This is a genomic window from Phenylobacterium sp. NIBR 498073 (genome assembly GCF_027286305.1).
In the GTDB taxonomy this organism is placed as follows: domain Bacteria; phylum Pseudomonadota; class Alphaproteobacteria; order Caulobacterales; family Caulobacteraceae; genus Phenylobacterium.
The window spans coordinates 2,463,614-2,479,498 of record NZ_CP114599.1; the positions used below are offsets into that span (position 1 = coordinate 2,463,614).

General features: G+C 68.0%; 12 protein-coding genes. 4 read left to right on the forward strand and 8 right to left on the reverse strand.

Going from position 1 to position 15,885, the window contains the following annotated elements; translation table 11 throughout:
* Positions 1–179: 179 nt before the first annotated feature.
* Together O4N75_RS12255 and O4N75_RS12260 are read left to right on the forward strand one after the other, a co-directional pair.
* Positions 180–458, forward strand: a complete 279-nt coding sequence (locus O4N75_RS12255) for a hypothetical protein (protein WP_269625827.1) — start codon at positions 180–182, stop codon at positions 456–458.
* Between the two features lie 135 nt (positions 459–593).
* The gene (locus tag O4N75_RS12260; protein WP_269625828.1) at positions 594–875 is read left to right on the forward strand and encodes a hypothetical protein; all 282 of its coding nucleotides are present in this window, start codon (positions 594–596) and stop codon (positions 873–875) included.
* Between the two features lie 1,438 nt (positions 876–2,313).
* Here O4N75_RS12260 and mfd read toward each other — a convergent pair.
* The 3 genes from mfd to O4N75_RS12275 form a co-directional block, all read right to left on the reverse strand.
* Positions 2,314–5,802 carry a transcription-repair coupling factor gene (gene mfd, locus O4N75_RS12265; RefSeq protein WP_269625829.1) on the reverse strand — a complete coding sequence of 1,163 codons (3,489 nt, stop codon included), beginning with the start codon at positions 5,800–5,802 and terminating at the stop codon, positions 2,314–2,316.
* On the reverse strand, positions 5,792–6,082 hold the full coding sequence (locus O4N75_RS12270; RefSeq protein ID WP_269625830.1) for a succinate dehydrogenase assembly factor 2: 291 nt from the start codon (positions 6,080–6,082) through the stop codon (positions 5,792–5,794). The genes mfd and O4N75_RS12270 overlap by 11 nt, the downstream gene beginning before the upstream one ends.
* Before the next feature lie 62 nt (positions 6,083–6,144).
* Entirely contained in the window at positions 6,145–6,738 is a 594-nt protein-coding gene (locus O4N75_RS12275; RefSeq protein WP_269625831.1) for a hypothetical protein, read from the reverse strand.
* A gap of 76 nt (positions 6,739–6,814) precedes the next feature.
* On the opposite strand from O4N75_RS12275, the gene recG reads away from it, so the two are divergent.
* A complete protein-coding gene (gene recG / locus O4N75_RS12280) occupies positions 6,815–8,890 on the forward strand; it encodes an ATP-dependent DNA helicase RecG (protein ID WP_269625832.1) in 2,076 nt (691 codons plus the stop codon).
* Positions 8,891–8,902: 12 nt separating this feature from the next.
* Here recG and O4N75_RS12285 read toward each other — a convergent pair whose 3' ends face one another.
* The 5 genes from O4N75_RS12285 to kdsA all read right to left on the reverse strand — a co-directional run bounded on the left by O4N75_RS12285 (position 8,903) and on the right by kdsA (position 14,405).
* The gene (locus tag O4N75_RS12285) at positions 8,903–9,697 is read right to left on the reverse strand and encodes an NADP-dependent oxidoreductase (protein ID WP_269625833.1); all 795 of its coding nucleotides are present in this window, start codon (positions 9,695–9,697) and stop codon (positions 8,903–8,905) included.
* 254 nt (positions 9,698–9,951) lie between these two features.
* Positions 9,952–11,076 carry a DUF3089 domain-containing protein gene (locus tag O4N75_RS12290; RefSeq protein WP_269625834.1) on the reverse strand — a complete coding sequence of 375 codons (1,125 nt, stop codon included), beginning with the start codon at positions 11,074–11,076 and terminating at the stop codon, positions 9,952–9,954.
* A 12-nt stretch (positions 11,077–11,088) separates the two neighbouring features.
* On the reverse strand, positions 11,089–12,087 hold the full coding sequence (gene rfaD, locus O4N75_RS12295) for an ADP-glyceromanno-heptose 6-epimerase (RefSeq protein WP_267230205.1): 999 nt from the start codon (positions 12,085–12,087) through the stop codon (positions 11,089–11,091).
* Positions 12,084–13,538, reverse strand: coding sequence for a D-glycero-beta-D-manno-heptose 1-phosphate adenylyltransferase (gene rfaE2, locus O4N75_RS12300; protein ID WP_269625835.1), 1,455 nt, complete (start codon positions 13,536–13,538; stop codon positions 12,084–12,086). Before rfaE2 ends, rfaD begins: the two co-directional genes overlap by 4 nt.
* A 21-nt stretch (positions 13,539–13,559) precedes the next feature.
* Positions 13,560–14,405: a 3-deoxy-8-phosphooctulonate synthase gene (kdsA, locus tag O4N75_RS12305; protein ID WP_269625836.1), complete on the reverse strand. Its 846-nt coding sequence runs from the start codon at positions 14,403–14,405 to the stop codon at positions 13,560–13,562.
* A 185-nt stretch (positions 14,406–14,590) separates the two neighbouring features.
* Here kdsA and O4N75_RS12310 point away from each other — a divergent pair, with 185 nt between their 5' ends.
* The gene (locus tag O4N75_RS12310) at positions 14,591–15,847 is read left to right on the forward strand and encodes a cyclopropane-fatty-acyl-phospholipid synthase family protein (RefSeq protein ID WP_269625837.1); all 1,257 of its coding nucleotides are present in this window, start codon (positions 14,591–14,593) and stop codon (positions 15,845–15,847) included.
* Positions 15,848–15,885: the final 38 nt, after the last annotated feature.

Here is a 15,885-nt window from a genome sequence, read left to right on the forward strand (position 1 = left end):
GGCCGCGGTCAGGAGGTCGGGATGAAAGCCTTGATGGTTCTCGCAACAATGGCCGTCGCCGCGCCCACCTTGGCGGTTCCTCCAGCGCCGGCGGCGCCCCAAGGTCTGTTCGGCCTGCACCCCATTGCGGACATTTGCGGGAAGTGAAAGCTACACTGCGCAGCTTTTGGGGCGTTGAGATGAGCGAACAGGCCGACGCGTCCGAGATTTGGTTCGAGCGGATTGGGCCGACCCTCGGATGGTTCGGCTCCTACAGCCCGACCACGATGAAAGGCTTCTATGTGCTCCTCGCGCACATGTTGCCGGTGCTCATGCTCTGGGTCGTCCCCCTATCGCTGCTGGCGCATTTTCAGGTGGTCGCCGGGCCCGTTGTGTTCGTGCTCGTGTTTCCAGTGGTCATCGGCTGCCTTGTCTCGCTCATGCGGACTGCGCACCGACACAGTGCCCCACGGACCTAACGATCGAAATCCATCCCTTCTGGGACTTTGTAGTCGTCGGCTCTCCGGTATGGCAGCGACGTCCGTAGTCTGTGCAGCAGCTTTGGACCGAAATCGACCCGTTGCGGACGTCCCACGCGCTGGCAGTATACCTGGATGGGAAACGTCATCGCCGTCACCCTCGCATCGGCAATAGTCGGAGGCTATTTTACCATCGGCTTCGCACTCTTCTCCTACGCGGCGGTGAGCGCGCCGAAATCCGAAAACGTGAAGGCATGGCCTCATCCGCTGGCATTTATGGGCCCTTGGATTTGGTCGTACGTATTCAGTGGTCGCCACCTTGGCGCGAACGACCCCGTTCTGAGCGGTCTCGTCCGGAGTTGGCGGGTGACTATGATCCTTCTTCCAATTGGGTTCTGGGCGTTGTTTGCCATCTAGGTGCCGAGCTTCGTGCAACGCCCGCTTCCCGCCCCTCGACGACGTTTGAGACGTCTGCTCTCGGGCGCGGCGCCCTATGTCCGTTGTCGGGACTGAAGCCTACGATTGGAATCGACCCGTTGTGGACCCAAGAGCCATGTGCGTGAGCCTAGGGGGTGAGATGAGCTGGCAGGCGCGCGTTCGACGTCGTCAAGAGGGTCGAAGGCTTAAGTTCTTTGCGCTCCTCGCGCTGCTCTTCTTGGCTTGGTTCGCAGGTGTGGCGCTCTTTTGGCTGGTGCATGTGATCACTCTAGGCCCTCCATCAGTACAGCGGCTCATGGCGGTCTACCTCGGAATTGGAGCCGCGCTCCTAGCTGCATTCGCCAAATGGGGGCCGACTCTACCATTTCGCGGGCGCGCTCCCGAGGAAGCAGCTGCCCGAGCCTTCTTCGCGCGGGAGAGCGTGCGATCCGATGACAACAAGTTTGAGCCGGGCCTAGAGCCATAGATCCGCTCCCCCATCTGAGATGATCACGAGGTCTGCTCATGGGTAGGATGGCTTAGGTCCGCTTCTGGCCGGCGGCCTAGTGACCGCTCGCGACCCTTCGGAGCTTCGAACGCGACCGTGACGAGGGACGGTTCAACGTTTTGATCGGCGCGCGCGCCACTTTTTGGCACGTGGAGGTGTGCGAACGGACCGAAGATGGATGGCGTCTCGCTGGAATGACCAGAGAGACCAAAGACCTGTGGGGAGATACCTACTGGTTCGAGATGCATACCGGCGCAAACACCCGGGTTGAGTATTGCCTACAAGGAGTGGGTTCGCACGGACACTCCGGTGGAGCTAGGGGCCTAGGTCCGCAATCCACCCCTCGGCGACGTTTGAGACGTCTGCTCTCGGGCGCAGCGGCCTATGTCCGTTGTCGGGACTGAAGGCCATGGCTGAAATCGACCCTTAGCGGACGTTCGACCGAAGGTTTCGCAATACCAGAGCTAGGCCAGCGGCAGCGCTGGCCGGTATGAGCCAATAGGCAGCGTTCCACGCCGCAATTTCTGGATCCAGCAAAGCGCGCCAGAGACCGGGTCTCAACAGAAATTGACTAGCGGGTATGAGCAGGCCGACTGGGAGAACGGCGACTGCAAATCGTGCGCCCCACCGCCGAGAGCCCACGAACGTTACGACCCACCCAAGCGCGAGGCCGAGGAGTAGAGGGCCGTAGTTGGTGTGAACAGCGTAGACCACCATCGTGGGAACCTAGGCTGTCGCGCGTCCTGTTTCCACCCATTGCCGACATAAGAGAGGACCGCTTTTGGGCGGCAACTGCTCACCGGGACTTGAGGGCGTCAGAAGCCTCCAGAGCTGCCCAGCCGCTCCGACCGTCGGCGCACCTGCGTTTCGGGTTGGCGGACGCCGCCAGCCTTGAGCGGCCCCGCTGTCCGGCGCTGACCGCCCCCCGCCTCACGCCGCCAGCTTCGCCAGTTCGCTGAGGATGCCCTCGGCCGCCGCGAGGCGCTGCTCGGGGGTCTCCCATTCGCCCTTCACCACGACCTTGTGGTCGGGGCGGATCTTCCAGGCGACCTGGTTCTTCTGGACGAAGCCGACCAGGCCCATCGGGTTCTTGAACTCGTCGCCGCGGAAGGTGACGACCGCGCCCTTCGGCCCGACGTCGATCTTGGCGACGTTGGCTTCGCGGCACATGCCCTTGATGGCCACGACCTTGAGCAGCTGACCGGCTTCCGGCGGCAGCGGGCCGAAGCGGTCGATCATCTCGGCCGCCAGCGCCTCGCGGTCGCCCGCCTTCTCGGCGTCCGACAGGCGGCGATAGAGCGACAGGCGCACGTTGAGGTCCGGCACGTACTCGTCGGGGATCAGCACGGCGGCGCCGGTGTTGATCTGCGGCGACCATCCACGGTCGGCGGCCTCGCCCTTGCCGGCCAGTTCCTTGAGCTCGTTGACTGCGTCTTCCAGCATCTGCTGGTACAGCTCGACCCCGATCTCGCGGATATGACCCGACTGCTCGTCGCCGAGCAGGTTGCCGCCGCCGCGCTGGTCCAGGTCGTGGCTCGCCAGTTGGAAGCCGGCGCCCAGGCTGTCGAGCGATTGCAGCACCTTCAAACGGCGCTCGGCCGACAGCGTGATCTGCTTCTCCGCCGGCGTGGTCAGATAGGCGTAGGCCCGCGCCTTGGCCCGCCCGACGCGGCCGCGCAGCTGGTACATCTGCGCCAGGCCGAACATGTCGGCGCGGTGCAGGACCATGGTGTTGGCGGTCGGGATGTCGAGGCCGCTCTCGACGATGGTCGTCGACAACAGCACGTCGTACTGGCCCTCGTAGAAGGCGCTCATCACCTCCTCAAGCTGGGTCGGGGCCATCTGGCCATGGCCGACCACGAACTTCACCTCGGGCACCTGCTCGCGCAGGAATTTCTGCAGATCCGGCAGGTCGCTGATCCGCGGGGCCACGTAATAGGCTTGGCCGCCGCGATACTTCTCGCGCAGCAGCGCCTCGCGAATGACCACGGGGTCGAACGGCGTGATGTAGGTCCGCACCGCCAGCCGGTCGACCGGCGGCGTGGCGATGATCGACATCTCGCGGATGCCGGACAGCGACATCTGCAGCGTCCGCGGGATCGGCGTCGCCGTCAGGGTCAGCATGTGCACGTCGGCGCGAAGCTCCTTGAGCTTCTCCTTGTGCTTGACCCCGAAATGCTGCTCCTCATCGACGATCACCAGGCCAAGGTTCTTGAAGCCCACCTGCTTGGAGAGCACCGCATGGGTGCCGACGATGATCTCGACCTCGCCGTTGGCCAGCGCCGTACGGGTCTCGCTGGCTTCCTTGGCCGGCACCAGTCGCGACAGCCGGCGAACCTTCACCGGCCAGCCCTGGAACCGCTCCGAGAAGGTCTTGTAGTGCTGGCGGGCCAACAAGGTGGTCGGCGCCACGACGGCGACCTGCTGGCCGCTCATGGCGACCACGAAGGCCGCACGCAGCGCGACCTCGGTCTTGCCGAAGCCGACGTCGCCGCAGATCAGCCGGTCCATCGGCTTGCCGGCGCCCAGGTCCTCCAGCACGTCGCCGATGGCGTTGAGCTGGTCCTCGGTCTCCTCGTACGGGAAGCGAGCGCAGAACTCGTCGAACACGCCATGCGGCGGGACGATAGCGTCGGTGTCCTTGGTCGCCCGCTCGGCCGCGATGCGAATAAGGCCGATGGCCATTTCCCGCAGGCGTTCCTTGGCCTTGGCCTTGCGCGCCTGCCAGGCCGCGCCGCCCAGGCGGTCGAGCTGAACCCCCTCCCCATCGCTGCCGTAGCGGGTCAGCAGGTCGATATTCTCGACCGGAAGGTAGAGCTTGGCCTCGCCGCCGTATTGCAGCTCCAGGCAGTCGTGCGGCGCGCCCGCGACGTCAAGGGTCTTCAGCCCCTCGTAGCGTCCAATGCCGTGATCGATATGGACGACCAGGTCGCCCGGCGTCAGCGACGAGGCCTCGGCCAGGAAATTCGATGCGCGGCGGCGGCGGCGCGGCCGCGCCAGGCGATCGCCGAGGATGTCGGTCTCGGAGATGACCGCAAGCTTCTCGGTCTCGAAACCCGACTCCAGCGGCAACACCACGCGCTGGAAGATTTTCGGATCAGCCGAGCGCGCCGCGTCCCAGTAGGGCGCGAGCGAGATGTTCTTCAGGCCGTGATCGGCGAGCATGGCGCCCAGGCGGTCGGACGAGCCGTCCGACCATGAGGCGAACAGCACACGCTTGCCCTCGCCGACCAACCGCTTGGCATGGTCGGCGGTCGCCTCGAACAGATTGACCGAGTCCTGCTGGCGCTCGGCCGTGAAGGCGCGGCCCTGGCGCGCGCCCATGTCGATGACGCTCTCGCCCTCGACCTCCTGGAAGGCCGAGAACCGCCGGGTCGCAAGAACCGCGAGCCGCTCGCGGTACTCGTCGGCGTCCATGTAGAGCCTGGTCGGCTCCAGCGGCCGATAGTGCACCTTGCGGTCGGCCTGGGCGCGGGCGTCGTAGGCGTCCTCGATCATCGAGAGCCGCTCGTCGCGGGCGCCGTCGGCCAGGTGGTCCAGGGCGATCAGGGTGTCGGCCGGCAGATAGTCGAGCAGCGTCGCCATCTCCGGGTAGAACAGCGGCAGCCAGTGCTCCATGCCCGCCCGGCGGCCGCCCTCGCTGACCGTGTCGTAGAGCGGATCGCCGCCCGGCGCTCCGAACGCCTCGACATAGCCGCGGCGGAAGCGCGAGACGCTGTCCTTGTCCAGCAGCGCCTCGCTGACCGGCAGCAGCGAGATGTCCTTGAGCTGGCGGGTCGAGCGCTGGGTTTCGGGATCGAAAGCGCGGATCGATTCCAGGGTGTCGCCGAACAGGTCCAGGCGGACCGGCTCGTCCGCGCTCGGCGGGAACACGTCGATCACCCCGCCACGGATCGCAAACTCGCCGCGTTCCGACACCGTTGAGGCGCGCTGATAGCCGTTGATCGCGAAGTAGCGCTCCAGGTCGGCGATCTCGACGACGTTGCCGACCGTCGCCGAATAGGCGCCGCCCTCGACCGCCGATTTCGGCGGCGTCCGCTGGATCAGCGCCGGCACCGTGGTCACCAGCAGGGCCGGCTTCTTGGCGTCGAAGCCCTTGGCCAGCCGCGCCAGGGCGGTCATCCGCTCGGCGGCGACGCCGGCCGAGGGCCCGATACGGTCGTAGGGAAGGCAATCCCACGAGGGGAACCGCACGATTTCGACGTTCGAGGCGAAGAACGAGAACGCATCGACGAAGGCCGACAGCCGCGAGGCGTCGCGGGCCACGAACACCGAAAGCCCGCCCCGGGCCTTGACGATGTCGGCCATGACCAGCGCGTCGAAACCCTCCGGTGCGCCGACTAGGTCGAGCCGGCCGGGGTCCTGGGCGATGCGCCGGGTCTCCGCCGCCGTCGGCGCCCGGAAACCGTCAGCCGCCACGAGGACCGCCCCTCGCTTCGTAAGCTTCAAAGCGGAAAGTCTTGATCATGCGCATGATTTCGCCGTCGAACTCGGGCGGCGTCGGGGTGCGCTCGACGATCCACTCATAGAGGTCCTGGTCGGCCTGCTCCATCAGCGCCTCGAAGGCGTCGAGTTGCTCAGGGCTCAGCGTGTGGGCATAGGTGTCCGCGAACGGCCCCAGGATGAGGTCCGCTTCCCGGAAGCCCCGGTGCCAGGCCCGGAACTTCAAACGCTTCAGTCGTGTGTCGTCGGTGCTCATGGGAGAGCGGCCGATATAGGCCGCTACGCCCACGCGCGCCAGAGCGCGTTCGCTGAAAAGGCTCAGCCCCAGTCGCCGCCGCGCCAGGTGAAGGCCACCTGTTTGAACGGCGTGTCGCCGACCTGCAGCGCCCCGGTCGCGACGGTCAGGCCGTCCTTGCCCTTCGTGCCCTTGGTCTTCTTCAGCGCCGCAGGGTCCAGCTTGGCGTCCAGCCGCACCTCGCCCAGCTTGGGATGGCTGCCCACCAGGCGGATGCGATCGTCGGTGACGGCGTATGCGGCCGGCAGCACCTTCAGCTTCACCGAATAGACGACGTTGCCCAGCGCGTTCTTTCGGGCCGGGCTGGTGATGTCGACGAACTCCAGCATCACCGGGGCGTAGGTCTTGGTCCGCTCGCCCTTCTCCCAGTCGTTGAAGCCCATCTGGCCGGCGATGTGCAGGTTGTCGAGCCGGTAGTCGCCGACCTTCACCTCGGCGGTGGGCAGATAGTAGCCGAACTGGGCGTCGCCCTTCGGACGGGTCAGGCCGGTGAACGTCGGATCGACCGGTACGGCGGGCTCGGCCACCGGAGCCTTGGCCTGCTCGACCTGTTCGGCCGCAGGGCTGCAGGCCGCGAGCATGGCGACGCCGACGGCCGCCAGAAGCGCTTTACGCATATGATTTCCCCCCTGGGTTTTGCCGAACTTCATCATGGGCGCCGCAGGCTGTCCATGGTCGCGCTATGTTCCGGCCATGCGGCCCGAGATTCTCTTTCCGCTCTACGCACCGATCACGACCCTCAAGGGCGTCGGCGCGCGCGTCGCGCCCCTGCTGGAGAAGCTGGCGGGGCCGATCGTGCGCGACGTCGCCTTCCTGCGCCCGCACTCGGTGATCCGCCGCGAGCACGCCACCGTCGCCGGCGCGGTCGAGGGCGCGGTGCAGATCTTCGAGGTCCAGATCGACGCCTACAAGCGCCCGCGCAGCCCCCAGCAGCCCTGGCGGGTCGAGACCTATGACGGCACCGGCGTGCTCAGCCTGGTGTTCTTCGGCAGCTTCGGCGGCCAGCTCGAGGCCAAGCACCCGCTCGGCTCCAAGCGGCTGGTCAGCGGCAAGGTCGAGCGGTTCGGCGCCGGCCTGCAGATCGCCCACCCCGACTACATCGTCGCCCCCGACCGGGCCGCCGACATCCCGGCCTTCGAGGCCGTCTATCCGGCCACCGCCGGCCTGCCGGCCCGCACCGTGCGCAAGTTCGCGCTGGAGGCGCTCGGCCGCGCGCCGGACCTGCCGGAATGGCAGGACCCCGCCTGGCTGGCCCGCGAGCGGTTCCCGTCCTGGCGCGAGGCGCTGGCGCTGCTGCACGCCCCGCAGTCGGAGGCCGACCTCGCGCCCCAGACCCTCCACATCCAGCGCCTGGCCTATGACGAGCTGCTCGCCCACCAGCTGGCCATGGCCCAGCGCAAGTCCGAGCGCCGCGCCGAGCCCGCCGCCCGCATCGCCGCCTCGGCGCTGGCCGAAGCCGTACGCGAAGACCTGCCCTACCGCCTGACCGGCGCCCAGGAGCGGGCCCTGGCCGACATCCGCCGCGACTTCGAGGCCGGCGAGCGGATGAGCCGCCTGGTCCAGGGCGACGTCGGCTCGGGCAAGACCGTCGTCGCCATGCTGGCCATGGCCGACGTCGCCGCCGGCGGCGGCCAGAGCGCGCTGATGGCCCCGACCGAGATCCTCGCCCGCCAGCATTTCGAGACCATTTCCGGCCCGCTGGCCCGCCACGGGCTCACCGCCATCCTGCTGACCGGCCGCGACAAGGGCGCGGCGCGGGCCGAGAAGCTGCGCGCCCTGGCGTCCGGCGCCGTGCAGGTCGCGGTCGGCACCCACGCCCTCTTCCAGGACGACGTCGCGTTCCAGAACCTGCGGCTGGCGGTCATCGACGAACAGCACCGGTTCGGCGTCGCCGAACGCCAGCGGCTGCAGGCCAAGGGCCAGGCCGTCCACCTGATCGCCATGTCGGCGACCCCGATCCCGCGCACCCTGGAGCTCACCGTCTACGGCGACCTCGACGTCTCGCGGATCGACGAGAAGCCGCCCGGCCGGACCCCGGTCGCCACCCGCGCCGTCCCGACCACCCGCCTGGACGAGATCGAGGCCCGCCTGCGCGACGCCATCGCCCACGGGGCCCAGGCGTTCTGGATCTGCCCGCTGGTCTCCGAATCCGAACTGATCGACCTCAAGGCCGCCGAACAGCGCGCCGCCGAGCTGCGCGCCAGGATCGGCCCCGGCGTCGGCCTGGTGCACGGCAAGATGACCGGCCCGGAGAAGGACGCGGTCATGGCCGACTTCGCCGACGGCAAGATCAGCCTGCTGGTCGCCACGACCGTCGTCGAGGTCGGGGTCAACGTCCCCAACGCCACCATCATGGTCATCGAACAGGCCGAACGCTTCGGCCTGGCCCAGCTGCACCAGCTGCGCGGACGGGTCGGCCGCGGCTCGCGCGAGAGCGCCTGCGTGCTGCTCTACGATCCGCCGCTGTCGGAGACCGCCCAGAAGCGGCTCGACATCCTGCGCCGCACCGACGACGGCTTCCTGATCGCCGAGCGCGACCTGGAGCTGCGCGGCGGCGGCGACGCGCTCGGCCTGCGCCAATCGGGCTTTCCGGCCTACGTCTTCGCCGACCCGATCGCCCACCGCGACCTGATCGCCGCGGCCGGCGACGACGCGCGCCTGATCATGGAACGCGACCCCGCCCTGACCTCGCCGCGCGGCCAGGCCCTGCGGGTGCTGCAGGAGTTGTTCGACTGGCGGCCGAGCTCGCCCCTGAAGGATGCGGGCTAGGATGCGGGCTGGCTAGCTGACCTTGACCATGCGCTTGCCGCGGTTCTCCCCGGCCAGCAGGCCGACCAGCGCCGCCGGCGTGTTCTCCAACCCCTCGATGACGTCCTCCTGGACCTTCAGCGCCCCGCTGGCCACCCAGGCCTGCAGTTCGGCCAGGGCGATGTCGCGGCGGTCGTAGAAGTCCGAGACGATGAAGCCGCGCACGTTCAGCCGCTTGGTGACGATCAGTCCCGGCACCCCGCGCGGCCCATGCGCGGGCGCTGCCCCGTCGTACTGCGAAACCGCCCCGCAGCAGGCGATGCGGCCGAAATTGTTCATGTTGAACAGCGCCGCCTCGAAGACCTCGCCGCCGACATTGTCGAAATAGACGTCGACCCCGTCCGGACAGGCCGCCCGCAGCGCGCGCCGCACGTCGCCGGCCTTGTAGTCGACCGCCGCATCGAACCCGAGTTCATCGGTCAGCCAGGCGCACTTCTCGGCCCCGCCGGCGATCCCGACCACCCGGCAGCCCTTGATCTTGGCAAGCTGCCCGACGATCGACCCGACCGATCCGGCCGCGGCTGAGACCACGACCGTTTCGCCCGCCTGCGGCCGGCCGCACTCCATCAGCCCGAAATAGGCCGTCAGCCCGGCCACCCCATAGACGCTGATCAGGTGGGTCATCGGCTTCAGGTCGGGCAGCGGCGCCAGCCCCTTGGCCGGAACGGCGGCGTACTCCTGCCAGCCGGTGTCGGCGAACACGAGGTCGCCGGCCTTGAGCCCCGCCGCCTTGCTCTCGACCACCTCGGCGACCGCGCCGCCGGCCATGACGTCGCCGGACTGCAGCGCCGAACATAGGTCGCCCCCTGCATCCAGGCTCGGTTCGCCGCGTCTAGCGAGATGTACCGCGTGCGTACCAGCACCTCGCCGTCGGCGGGCGCGGGGGCCGGCGTCGTCTGCATCCGGAAGTGATCCGGCGTCAGCTTGCCCTGCGGAATCTGCTCAAGAACGATCTGGCGGTTGTCCATCCGGCGTCTCCTGCCCTGCGGTGACGCCACGATGGTCCCCGAAACCTCGGAGGGTCAATCGGCAGGCGTCGTTCCGGGCTCGGCCAAGGCCGCGACCCGGGCCCCGGCGTCGGCTTCCAGGTCGGCGAAGAACACGTTGTAGCCTGGCGCCCGGCGGCGGTCGGTCCAGGACCCCGAGGGCTTGAGCGACGGCGACTTCGGCCGCGTCACCCGCAGGATTCCCTTGTCGCACTTGGCCCCGACCTGGCGGGTCAGGAACGCCGGGCGCGCGCCCCATTCCAGCCCCGTCGCGTTGGTCGCCCCCAGGTTCAGGCGCGCCGGCGCCTCGGCGTCGACGACCGCGCCGAACAAGGGATTGAAGCAGATCGGGGTGCGACTGCCGAGATTGACCAGTTGCCCAACGTCGTTCCAGACCAGCGAGCGGTCCAGCAGCGCCTGGGCGCGCTCGGGCTCGCCGTCATAGACCGAAGCCCAGGCCGCCAGGCAACCGGTCTGCTTGGGCGCCAGGCACGGCGGCAGCGGCGGGTTGTCGGAGGGGACGACCGTCTGCACCAGATAGGCGGCCGCGAGGCGCGCGCGCAGCGTCGGATTGGCCGCGACCTCCTCGGCGATCAGCCGCGTCGCCAGGGTGCCGCCCTGCTCCACCCCGACGATCACGAACGGGCGGTCGAGGTTGTAGTGGGCGACGTAGTAGCGGAACGCCTGGGCGACGTCGCCATAGGCGAAACGGCGCGCCTCCCTGGCGTCGTCGCGCAGTGTCATCAGCGTATAGAGGCTGGCCTGGCGGTAGCGCGGCGCGAAGATCCGGCCGACCCGGACGAACGGACCGGCATAGTTCGGCGCCATCACCTGTCGGAACAGGCGGTCGGCCTTGGGGTCGTCGATCGGCGCGTTCCAATGACGGCCGCCGTCGAAGGTCGTCGGCCCGACGAAGAACACGTCGGCGGGGGGCTCGCCCGCCGTCGGCGCCTCAGGCGCGTTCGGCATCAGCGCCCAGGCCGACCGCTGCGCATAGTCCGGCGCCGGCGGCGGATCATAGGTCTGGAAGGGCTCTTTCGGATCGAGCCGCGTGCGCAGGATGTCGTCGCGCCAGACATAGACCGCGGCCGCCAGCACCAGCGCGACCAGCACGATCGCGGCGGCCATCAGACGCCGAATACCCTTCGGACGATCGGCCATGCGCCCCTTCGCCTAGCGGTAGGGATCAGGCTGGGAGAGATAGCGCTTCACGTAGTCGCTCACGCCGTCCTCCAGGGTCGTCATCGGCTGGTTGTAACCGGCCGCCTGCAGCCGCTCCATCTTGGCCTGGGTGAAATACTGGTACTTGTCCCGGATCGCCGGCGGCATCGGCGTGTACTCGATCTCCGGGGCCCGGCCGGCCGCGGCGAAGACGGCGCGCGCCAGGTCCTCGAAGGTCCGGGCGGTCCCCGAGCCCAGGTTGTAGATACCGTTGACCTGCTCGTTCTTGGCCAGCCAGCCGATCACGTCGGCGACGTCGCGGACATAGACGAAGTCGCGGGTCTGGCCGCCGTCGGGCACGCCCTCGCGGTACGACTTGAACAGCTGCACCGAATGGCCGTCGCGCACCTTCGGCCAGATCTGCGAGGCGACCGACTTCATCGAGTGCTTATGTTCTTCGTTCGGCCCGTAGACGTTGAAGAACTTCAGCCCGACCCACTGCGGCGGCGCATAATCGCGCGCGGCCTGGCGCGCGGCGAACAGGTCGAACAGCGCCTTGGACCAGCCATAGGTGTTCAGCGGCCGCAGGCCCGTCAGCCATTCCAGGTCGTCGCGATCCTGGAAGTCGACGGAATCGCCATAGGTCGCGGCCGACGACGCGTAGATGAAGCGGCGCTGGTGATCGGCGCACCAGCGGAACAGGTCGCGCGACAGCGTGAAGTTCGAATGGATGATCTTGTCGGCGTCCGGTTCGGTCGTCGAGGACACCGCGCCCATGTGGACGACCAGCTCGACGTCGCGCCAGCGCTTCTCCAGCCACTCGAACATCGCTTCGGGCGCTACGAAATCGCCGATCGGGTGTTTGGCGATGTTGCGCCACTTGCCGAGCTCGGCCTCGCGCAGCCGGTCGCAGACCACCACGTCCAGCGAAGGGTCCTCGGCCAGTTTGGCGACAATGTTCGAACCGATGAAGCCGGCGCCGCCAGTGACGAAGATGATGCGACGGGTCATGCCTTCTCCTGCATCCGGGCGATAGCCGCGGTCGTGGAATAGCCGTCCACGATCTGGGCCAGCCTGACCTCGCCCCCATAAGACTTCACAAAATCGCCGCCGACCACCTCGCTCTCGGCGTAGTCGGCGCCTTTGATCAGCACGTCGGGGCGAGCGGTTTCGATCAAGGCGATCGGGGTGTCCTCATCGAACGGGGCCACCAGGTCCACCGACCCCAACCCGGCCAGCACCATGGCGCGGCTCTCCAGGTCGTTGACCGGCCGGCCCTCGCCCTTCAGCTCGCGCACCGAACGGTCCGAATTCACCCCGACGATCAGCCGGTCGCACCAGGCCCGTGCCTGGGCCAGATAGGCCACGTGACCGCGGTGCAGGATATCGAAGCAGCCGTTGGTGAAACCGACCTTCAAGCCCTTCGCCCGCCAGCGGGCGATTTCGTCGGCCATGCGTTGCGGCGTGGCGATCTTGGCCTCGGCCGGGGCCATGTGCGCGGTGATCGAGGCCTCGATCATCTCCTCGGGGGTGACGACCGCCGTCCCGGCCTTGCCGACCGCGACCCCGGACGCCAGCATCGCGAACTCGATGGCGTCGGCCACGTCGACCTTGGCCGCCAGCGCGACGCCGAGCGCGGCCAGGGTGGTGTCGCCGGCGCCGGAGGCGTCGAACACTTCGCGTGGCACGCCGGGGAAATGGCGCACGCTCTTGCCGCGCTCGGCCAGCGAGATGCCCTTGGCGGCCCGCGTCACCAGGATCGCCTTGGCCTCACAAAGCGTCAGGGCGTGGGCCAGCGCCGCCTCGATCTCGGCGTCGGTCTGGGTCGGCATGTCGGTGGCGTGCGCCAGTTCGGCGGCGTTCGGCTTGACGATGTCGACCGCCCCGTAGCGCGCGAACGAACGGGCCTTGGAGTCGACGATCATCAGCGCGCCGGACGCCCGGCAGGCCTCGATGACCGCCGGGGTCACCACGCCCTTCCCGTAGTCCGACAGCAGGATGACGCCGGCGTCCTTGGCCACGTCGCGGACGGTGCGGACCAGGCGTTGTTCGACCTCGCCGGTCGCCGGGCCGCTGGTCTCCATGTCGACCCGCAGCAGTTGCTGGCCGCCGGACACGAAGCGGGTCTTCAGGGTGGTCGGGCGCGCGCCGTCGGTGACGACGAAGCCCTCGACGCCTTCCTCGGCCTTGATCAGGCGCAGGGCCTCGACGCCCTCCGGATCGCCGCCGATCATCCCGACCAGGCAGACCTCGCCGCCCAGCGCCGCAGCGTTGCGCGCGACGTTCCCCGCCGCGCCCAGCATCACCAGCTCACGCTTGCGGGCCAGGACCGGGATCGGCGCCTCGGGCGAAACGCGGGTCACGTCGCCATAGACGAACCGGTCCACCATCAGGTCGCCGACGCAGGCGATGCGGGCGCCCGACAGGGCCGAGAGGATCTTCTGAAGGGCCGCGAGGTCCATGATGCTCAGAGCCTACGCCGATTACTGAACCGCCGCATGAACGGCTTTGACGCTGGCCAGCAGATCGCGCGCGCCATCCAGCGGCAGGCAACTCGGGCCGTCGCACAGCGCCTTGTCCGGATCGGGGTGGAATTCGAAGAACACGCCATTGGCGCCCGAGGCCACCGCCGCCTTGGCGATGATCGAAACGCCGTCGCGACGTCCGCCGGTCGAGGCGCCCGCCGTGCGCGGGTCGGCGCCCGGCAGCTGCACCGCGTGGGTGGCGTCGATCGTCACCGGAGCGCCCAGCTTCTTCATTTCCGGGATCGCCAGCATGTCGACCACCAGGTTGTTGTATCCGAACGAACTGCCGCGCTCGCAGAGGATCACCCCGACGTGCGAAACTTCCTTGATCTTGCTGAGGATGTTCTTGGTGTCCCAGGGGGCCAGGAACTGCGCCTTCTTGACGTGCACCAGGCCGCCGGCCGCGCCGGTCGCCTTGGCCGTCGCCACGACGAGATCGGTTTGGCGGCAAAGAAACGCCGGGATTTGCACCAAATCAGCGACGGCGGCCACGGGCTCGGCCTGTTCGACCTCGTGCAGGTCGGTGCAGATCGGCACGTCGAGCTGCGCCTTCACCTCGGCCAGGATCTTCAGGCCTTCCTTCAGGCCGGGCCCGCGAAAGCTCTTCACCGACGAGCGGTTGGCCTTGTCGAAGCTCGCCTTGAACACATAGGGCAGGCCCAGTTCGGCCGTTACGGCCTTCAGGTGGCGGCCGGTCTCCAGCGCCAGGTCCAGGTCTTCGATGACATTCAGCCCGGCGATCACGACCAGCGGCTGGCCGTCGCCGATCGAGAGATTCCAGCGATTAAGCGTCAGTGCGGTCATGACATTCTCGAATTTGGGTGATCAGCGGCGCGCTCGCGCCAGGGCCTAAGTGGCGCGCGTGCGCCCGGTTCACAAGCGCGAAAACGTGAACCTCGGCAACCAGCTGCACAGCTTCCGCGTACTGGAGTTGATTCTATTCAATCCCAAATGCAGTGTTGCAGGTGTGAAAATCGAGGGTTGCGGCCATGACCTTGGCGCATGAACCATCGCTGGCGGCCTTGGCCGCCTCACCACGGGCCTTCGGCAAGCTGCCGGCATTGGTCGGCGCGCCTGCCGCATTCCGCTTTGCGGCCCGGTTGCTGGCGCTGAATTGGAGAGCCGGTTCACTCACCTTCATCACGCCCTCAGGGCGCGAACTGGGGATCAAGGGGCCGGAGCCCGGCGTCGACGGACGCATCGTCGTCCACGACTTCGGCTTCATGCGCCGCGTGCTGGCGGCCGGCGACATCGGCTTCGCCGAGGGCTACATGGCCGGCGAGTGGGACACGCCGGACCTCTCGGCGGTGCTTGGCGCGGTCAGCATGAACTTCGACCGCCTTGCCCGGTTCTTCCTTGGCAACCCGGTCGTGCGGGCCGTCAACTTCATCGGCCACAGCCTGCACGCCAACACCCGCAAGGGATCGCGCAAGAACATCCATGCCCACTACGACCTCGGCAACGCCTTCTACGGGCAGTGGCTCGACCCGACGATGACCTATTCCTCGGCCCGCTACTCGCGCGACGGCGAGCCGCTGGAGTTGGCGCAGACCAACAAGTACCGATCGCTAGCCCAAGGCATGGGGCTGGAACGCGATCAGAGCGTGCTTGAGATCGGCTGCGGCTGGGGCGGGTTCGCCGAGTACGCGGCCAAGGAGGTTGGCGCCAAGGTGACCGGCATCACCATTTCCCAGGAACAGTTCGACTTCGCCCGCAAACGCATCTTCGAGCAGGGCCTGGCCGAACGGGCCGAGATCCGGATGGTCGACTACCGCGACGTGCAGGGCCAGTTCGACCGCGTCGCCTCGATCGAGATGTTCGAGGCGGTAGGCGAGCGCTACTGGCCGACCTACTTCGGCAAGATCCGCGATGTGTTGCGACCGGGCGGGCGCGCAGGCCTTCAGATCATCACCATCCGCGACGAGATTTTCGAGTCTTACCGTCGGCGGGCGGACTTCATCCAGAAGTACATCTTCCCGGGCGGGATGCTGCCGTCCGAGGCGCGGCTGAAGGACGTCACCGGTGAGACGGGCCTGGCCTGGACCGGGATCACCCGCTTCGGTCAGGACTACGCCGACACCCTCGCCGAATGGGGCCGCCGCTTCGAGAGCGCGTGGGACGGGATCGCCGCGCTCGGCTTCGATGAGCGCTTCCGCAAGCTCTGGCGCTTCTATCTCAGCTACTGCGAGGCGGGCTTCCGCACCGAGCGGACCAATGTCGTGCAGCTCAGCCTTTCGCGCGCCTAGGCCCCAGAACAGCTTAGGCCGGTTCGACGAAAGCTGAG

Excerpts from the sequence above, each read along its gene's own strand:
- O4N75_RS12255 (WP_269625827.1), top strand. The coding sequence starts at position 180 with ATGAGCGAACAGGCCGACGCGTCCGAGATTTGGTTCGAGCGGATTGGG.
- O4N75_RS12260 (WP_269625828.1), top strand. The coding sequence starts at position 594 with ATGGGAAACGTCATCGCCGTCACCCTCGCATCGGCAATAGTCGGAGGC.
- O4N75_RS12270 (WP_269625830.1), bottom strand. The coding sequence starts at position 6,082 with ATGAGCACCGACGACACACGACTGAAGCGTTTGAAGTTCCGGGCCTGG.
- O4N75_RS12275 (WP_269625831.1), bottom strand. The coding sequence starts at position 6,738 with ATGCGTAAAGCGCTTCTGGCGGCCGTCGGCGTCGCCATGCTCGCGGCC.
- recG (WP_269625832.1), top strand. The coding sequence starts at position 6,815 with ATGCGGCCCGAGATTCTCTTTCCGCTCTACGCACCGATCACGACCCTC.
- O4N75_RS12285 (WP_269625833.1), bottom strand. The coding sequence starts at position 9,697 with ATGGCCGGCGGCGCGGTCGCCGAGGTGGTCGAGAGCAAGGCGGCGGGG.
- O4N75_RS12290 (WP_269625834.1), bottom strand. The coding sequence starts at position 11,076 with ATGGCCGATCGTCCGAAGGGTATTCGGCGTCTGATGGCCGCCGCGATC.
- rfaD (WP_267230205.1), bottom strand. The coding sequence starts at position 12,087 with ATGACCCGTCGCATCATCTTCGTCACTGGCGGCGCCGGCTTCATCGGT.
- rfaE2 (WP_269625835.1), bottom strand. The coding sequence starts at position 13,538 with ATGGACCTCGCGGCCCTTCAGAAGATCCTCTCGGCCCTGTCGGGCGCC.
- kdsA (WP_269625836.1), bottom strand. The coding sequence starts at position 14,405 with ATGACCGCACTGACGCTTAATCGCTGGAATCTCTCGATCGGCGACGGC.
- O4N75_RS12310 (WP_269625837.1), top strand. The coding sequence starts at position 14,591 with ATGACCTTGGCGCATGAACCATCGCTGGCGGCCTTGGCCGCCTCACCA.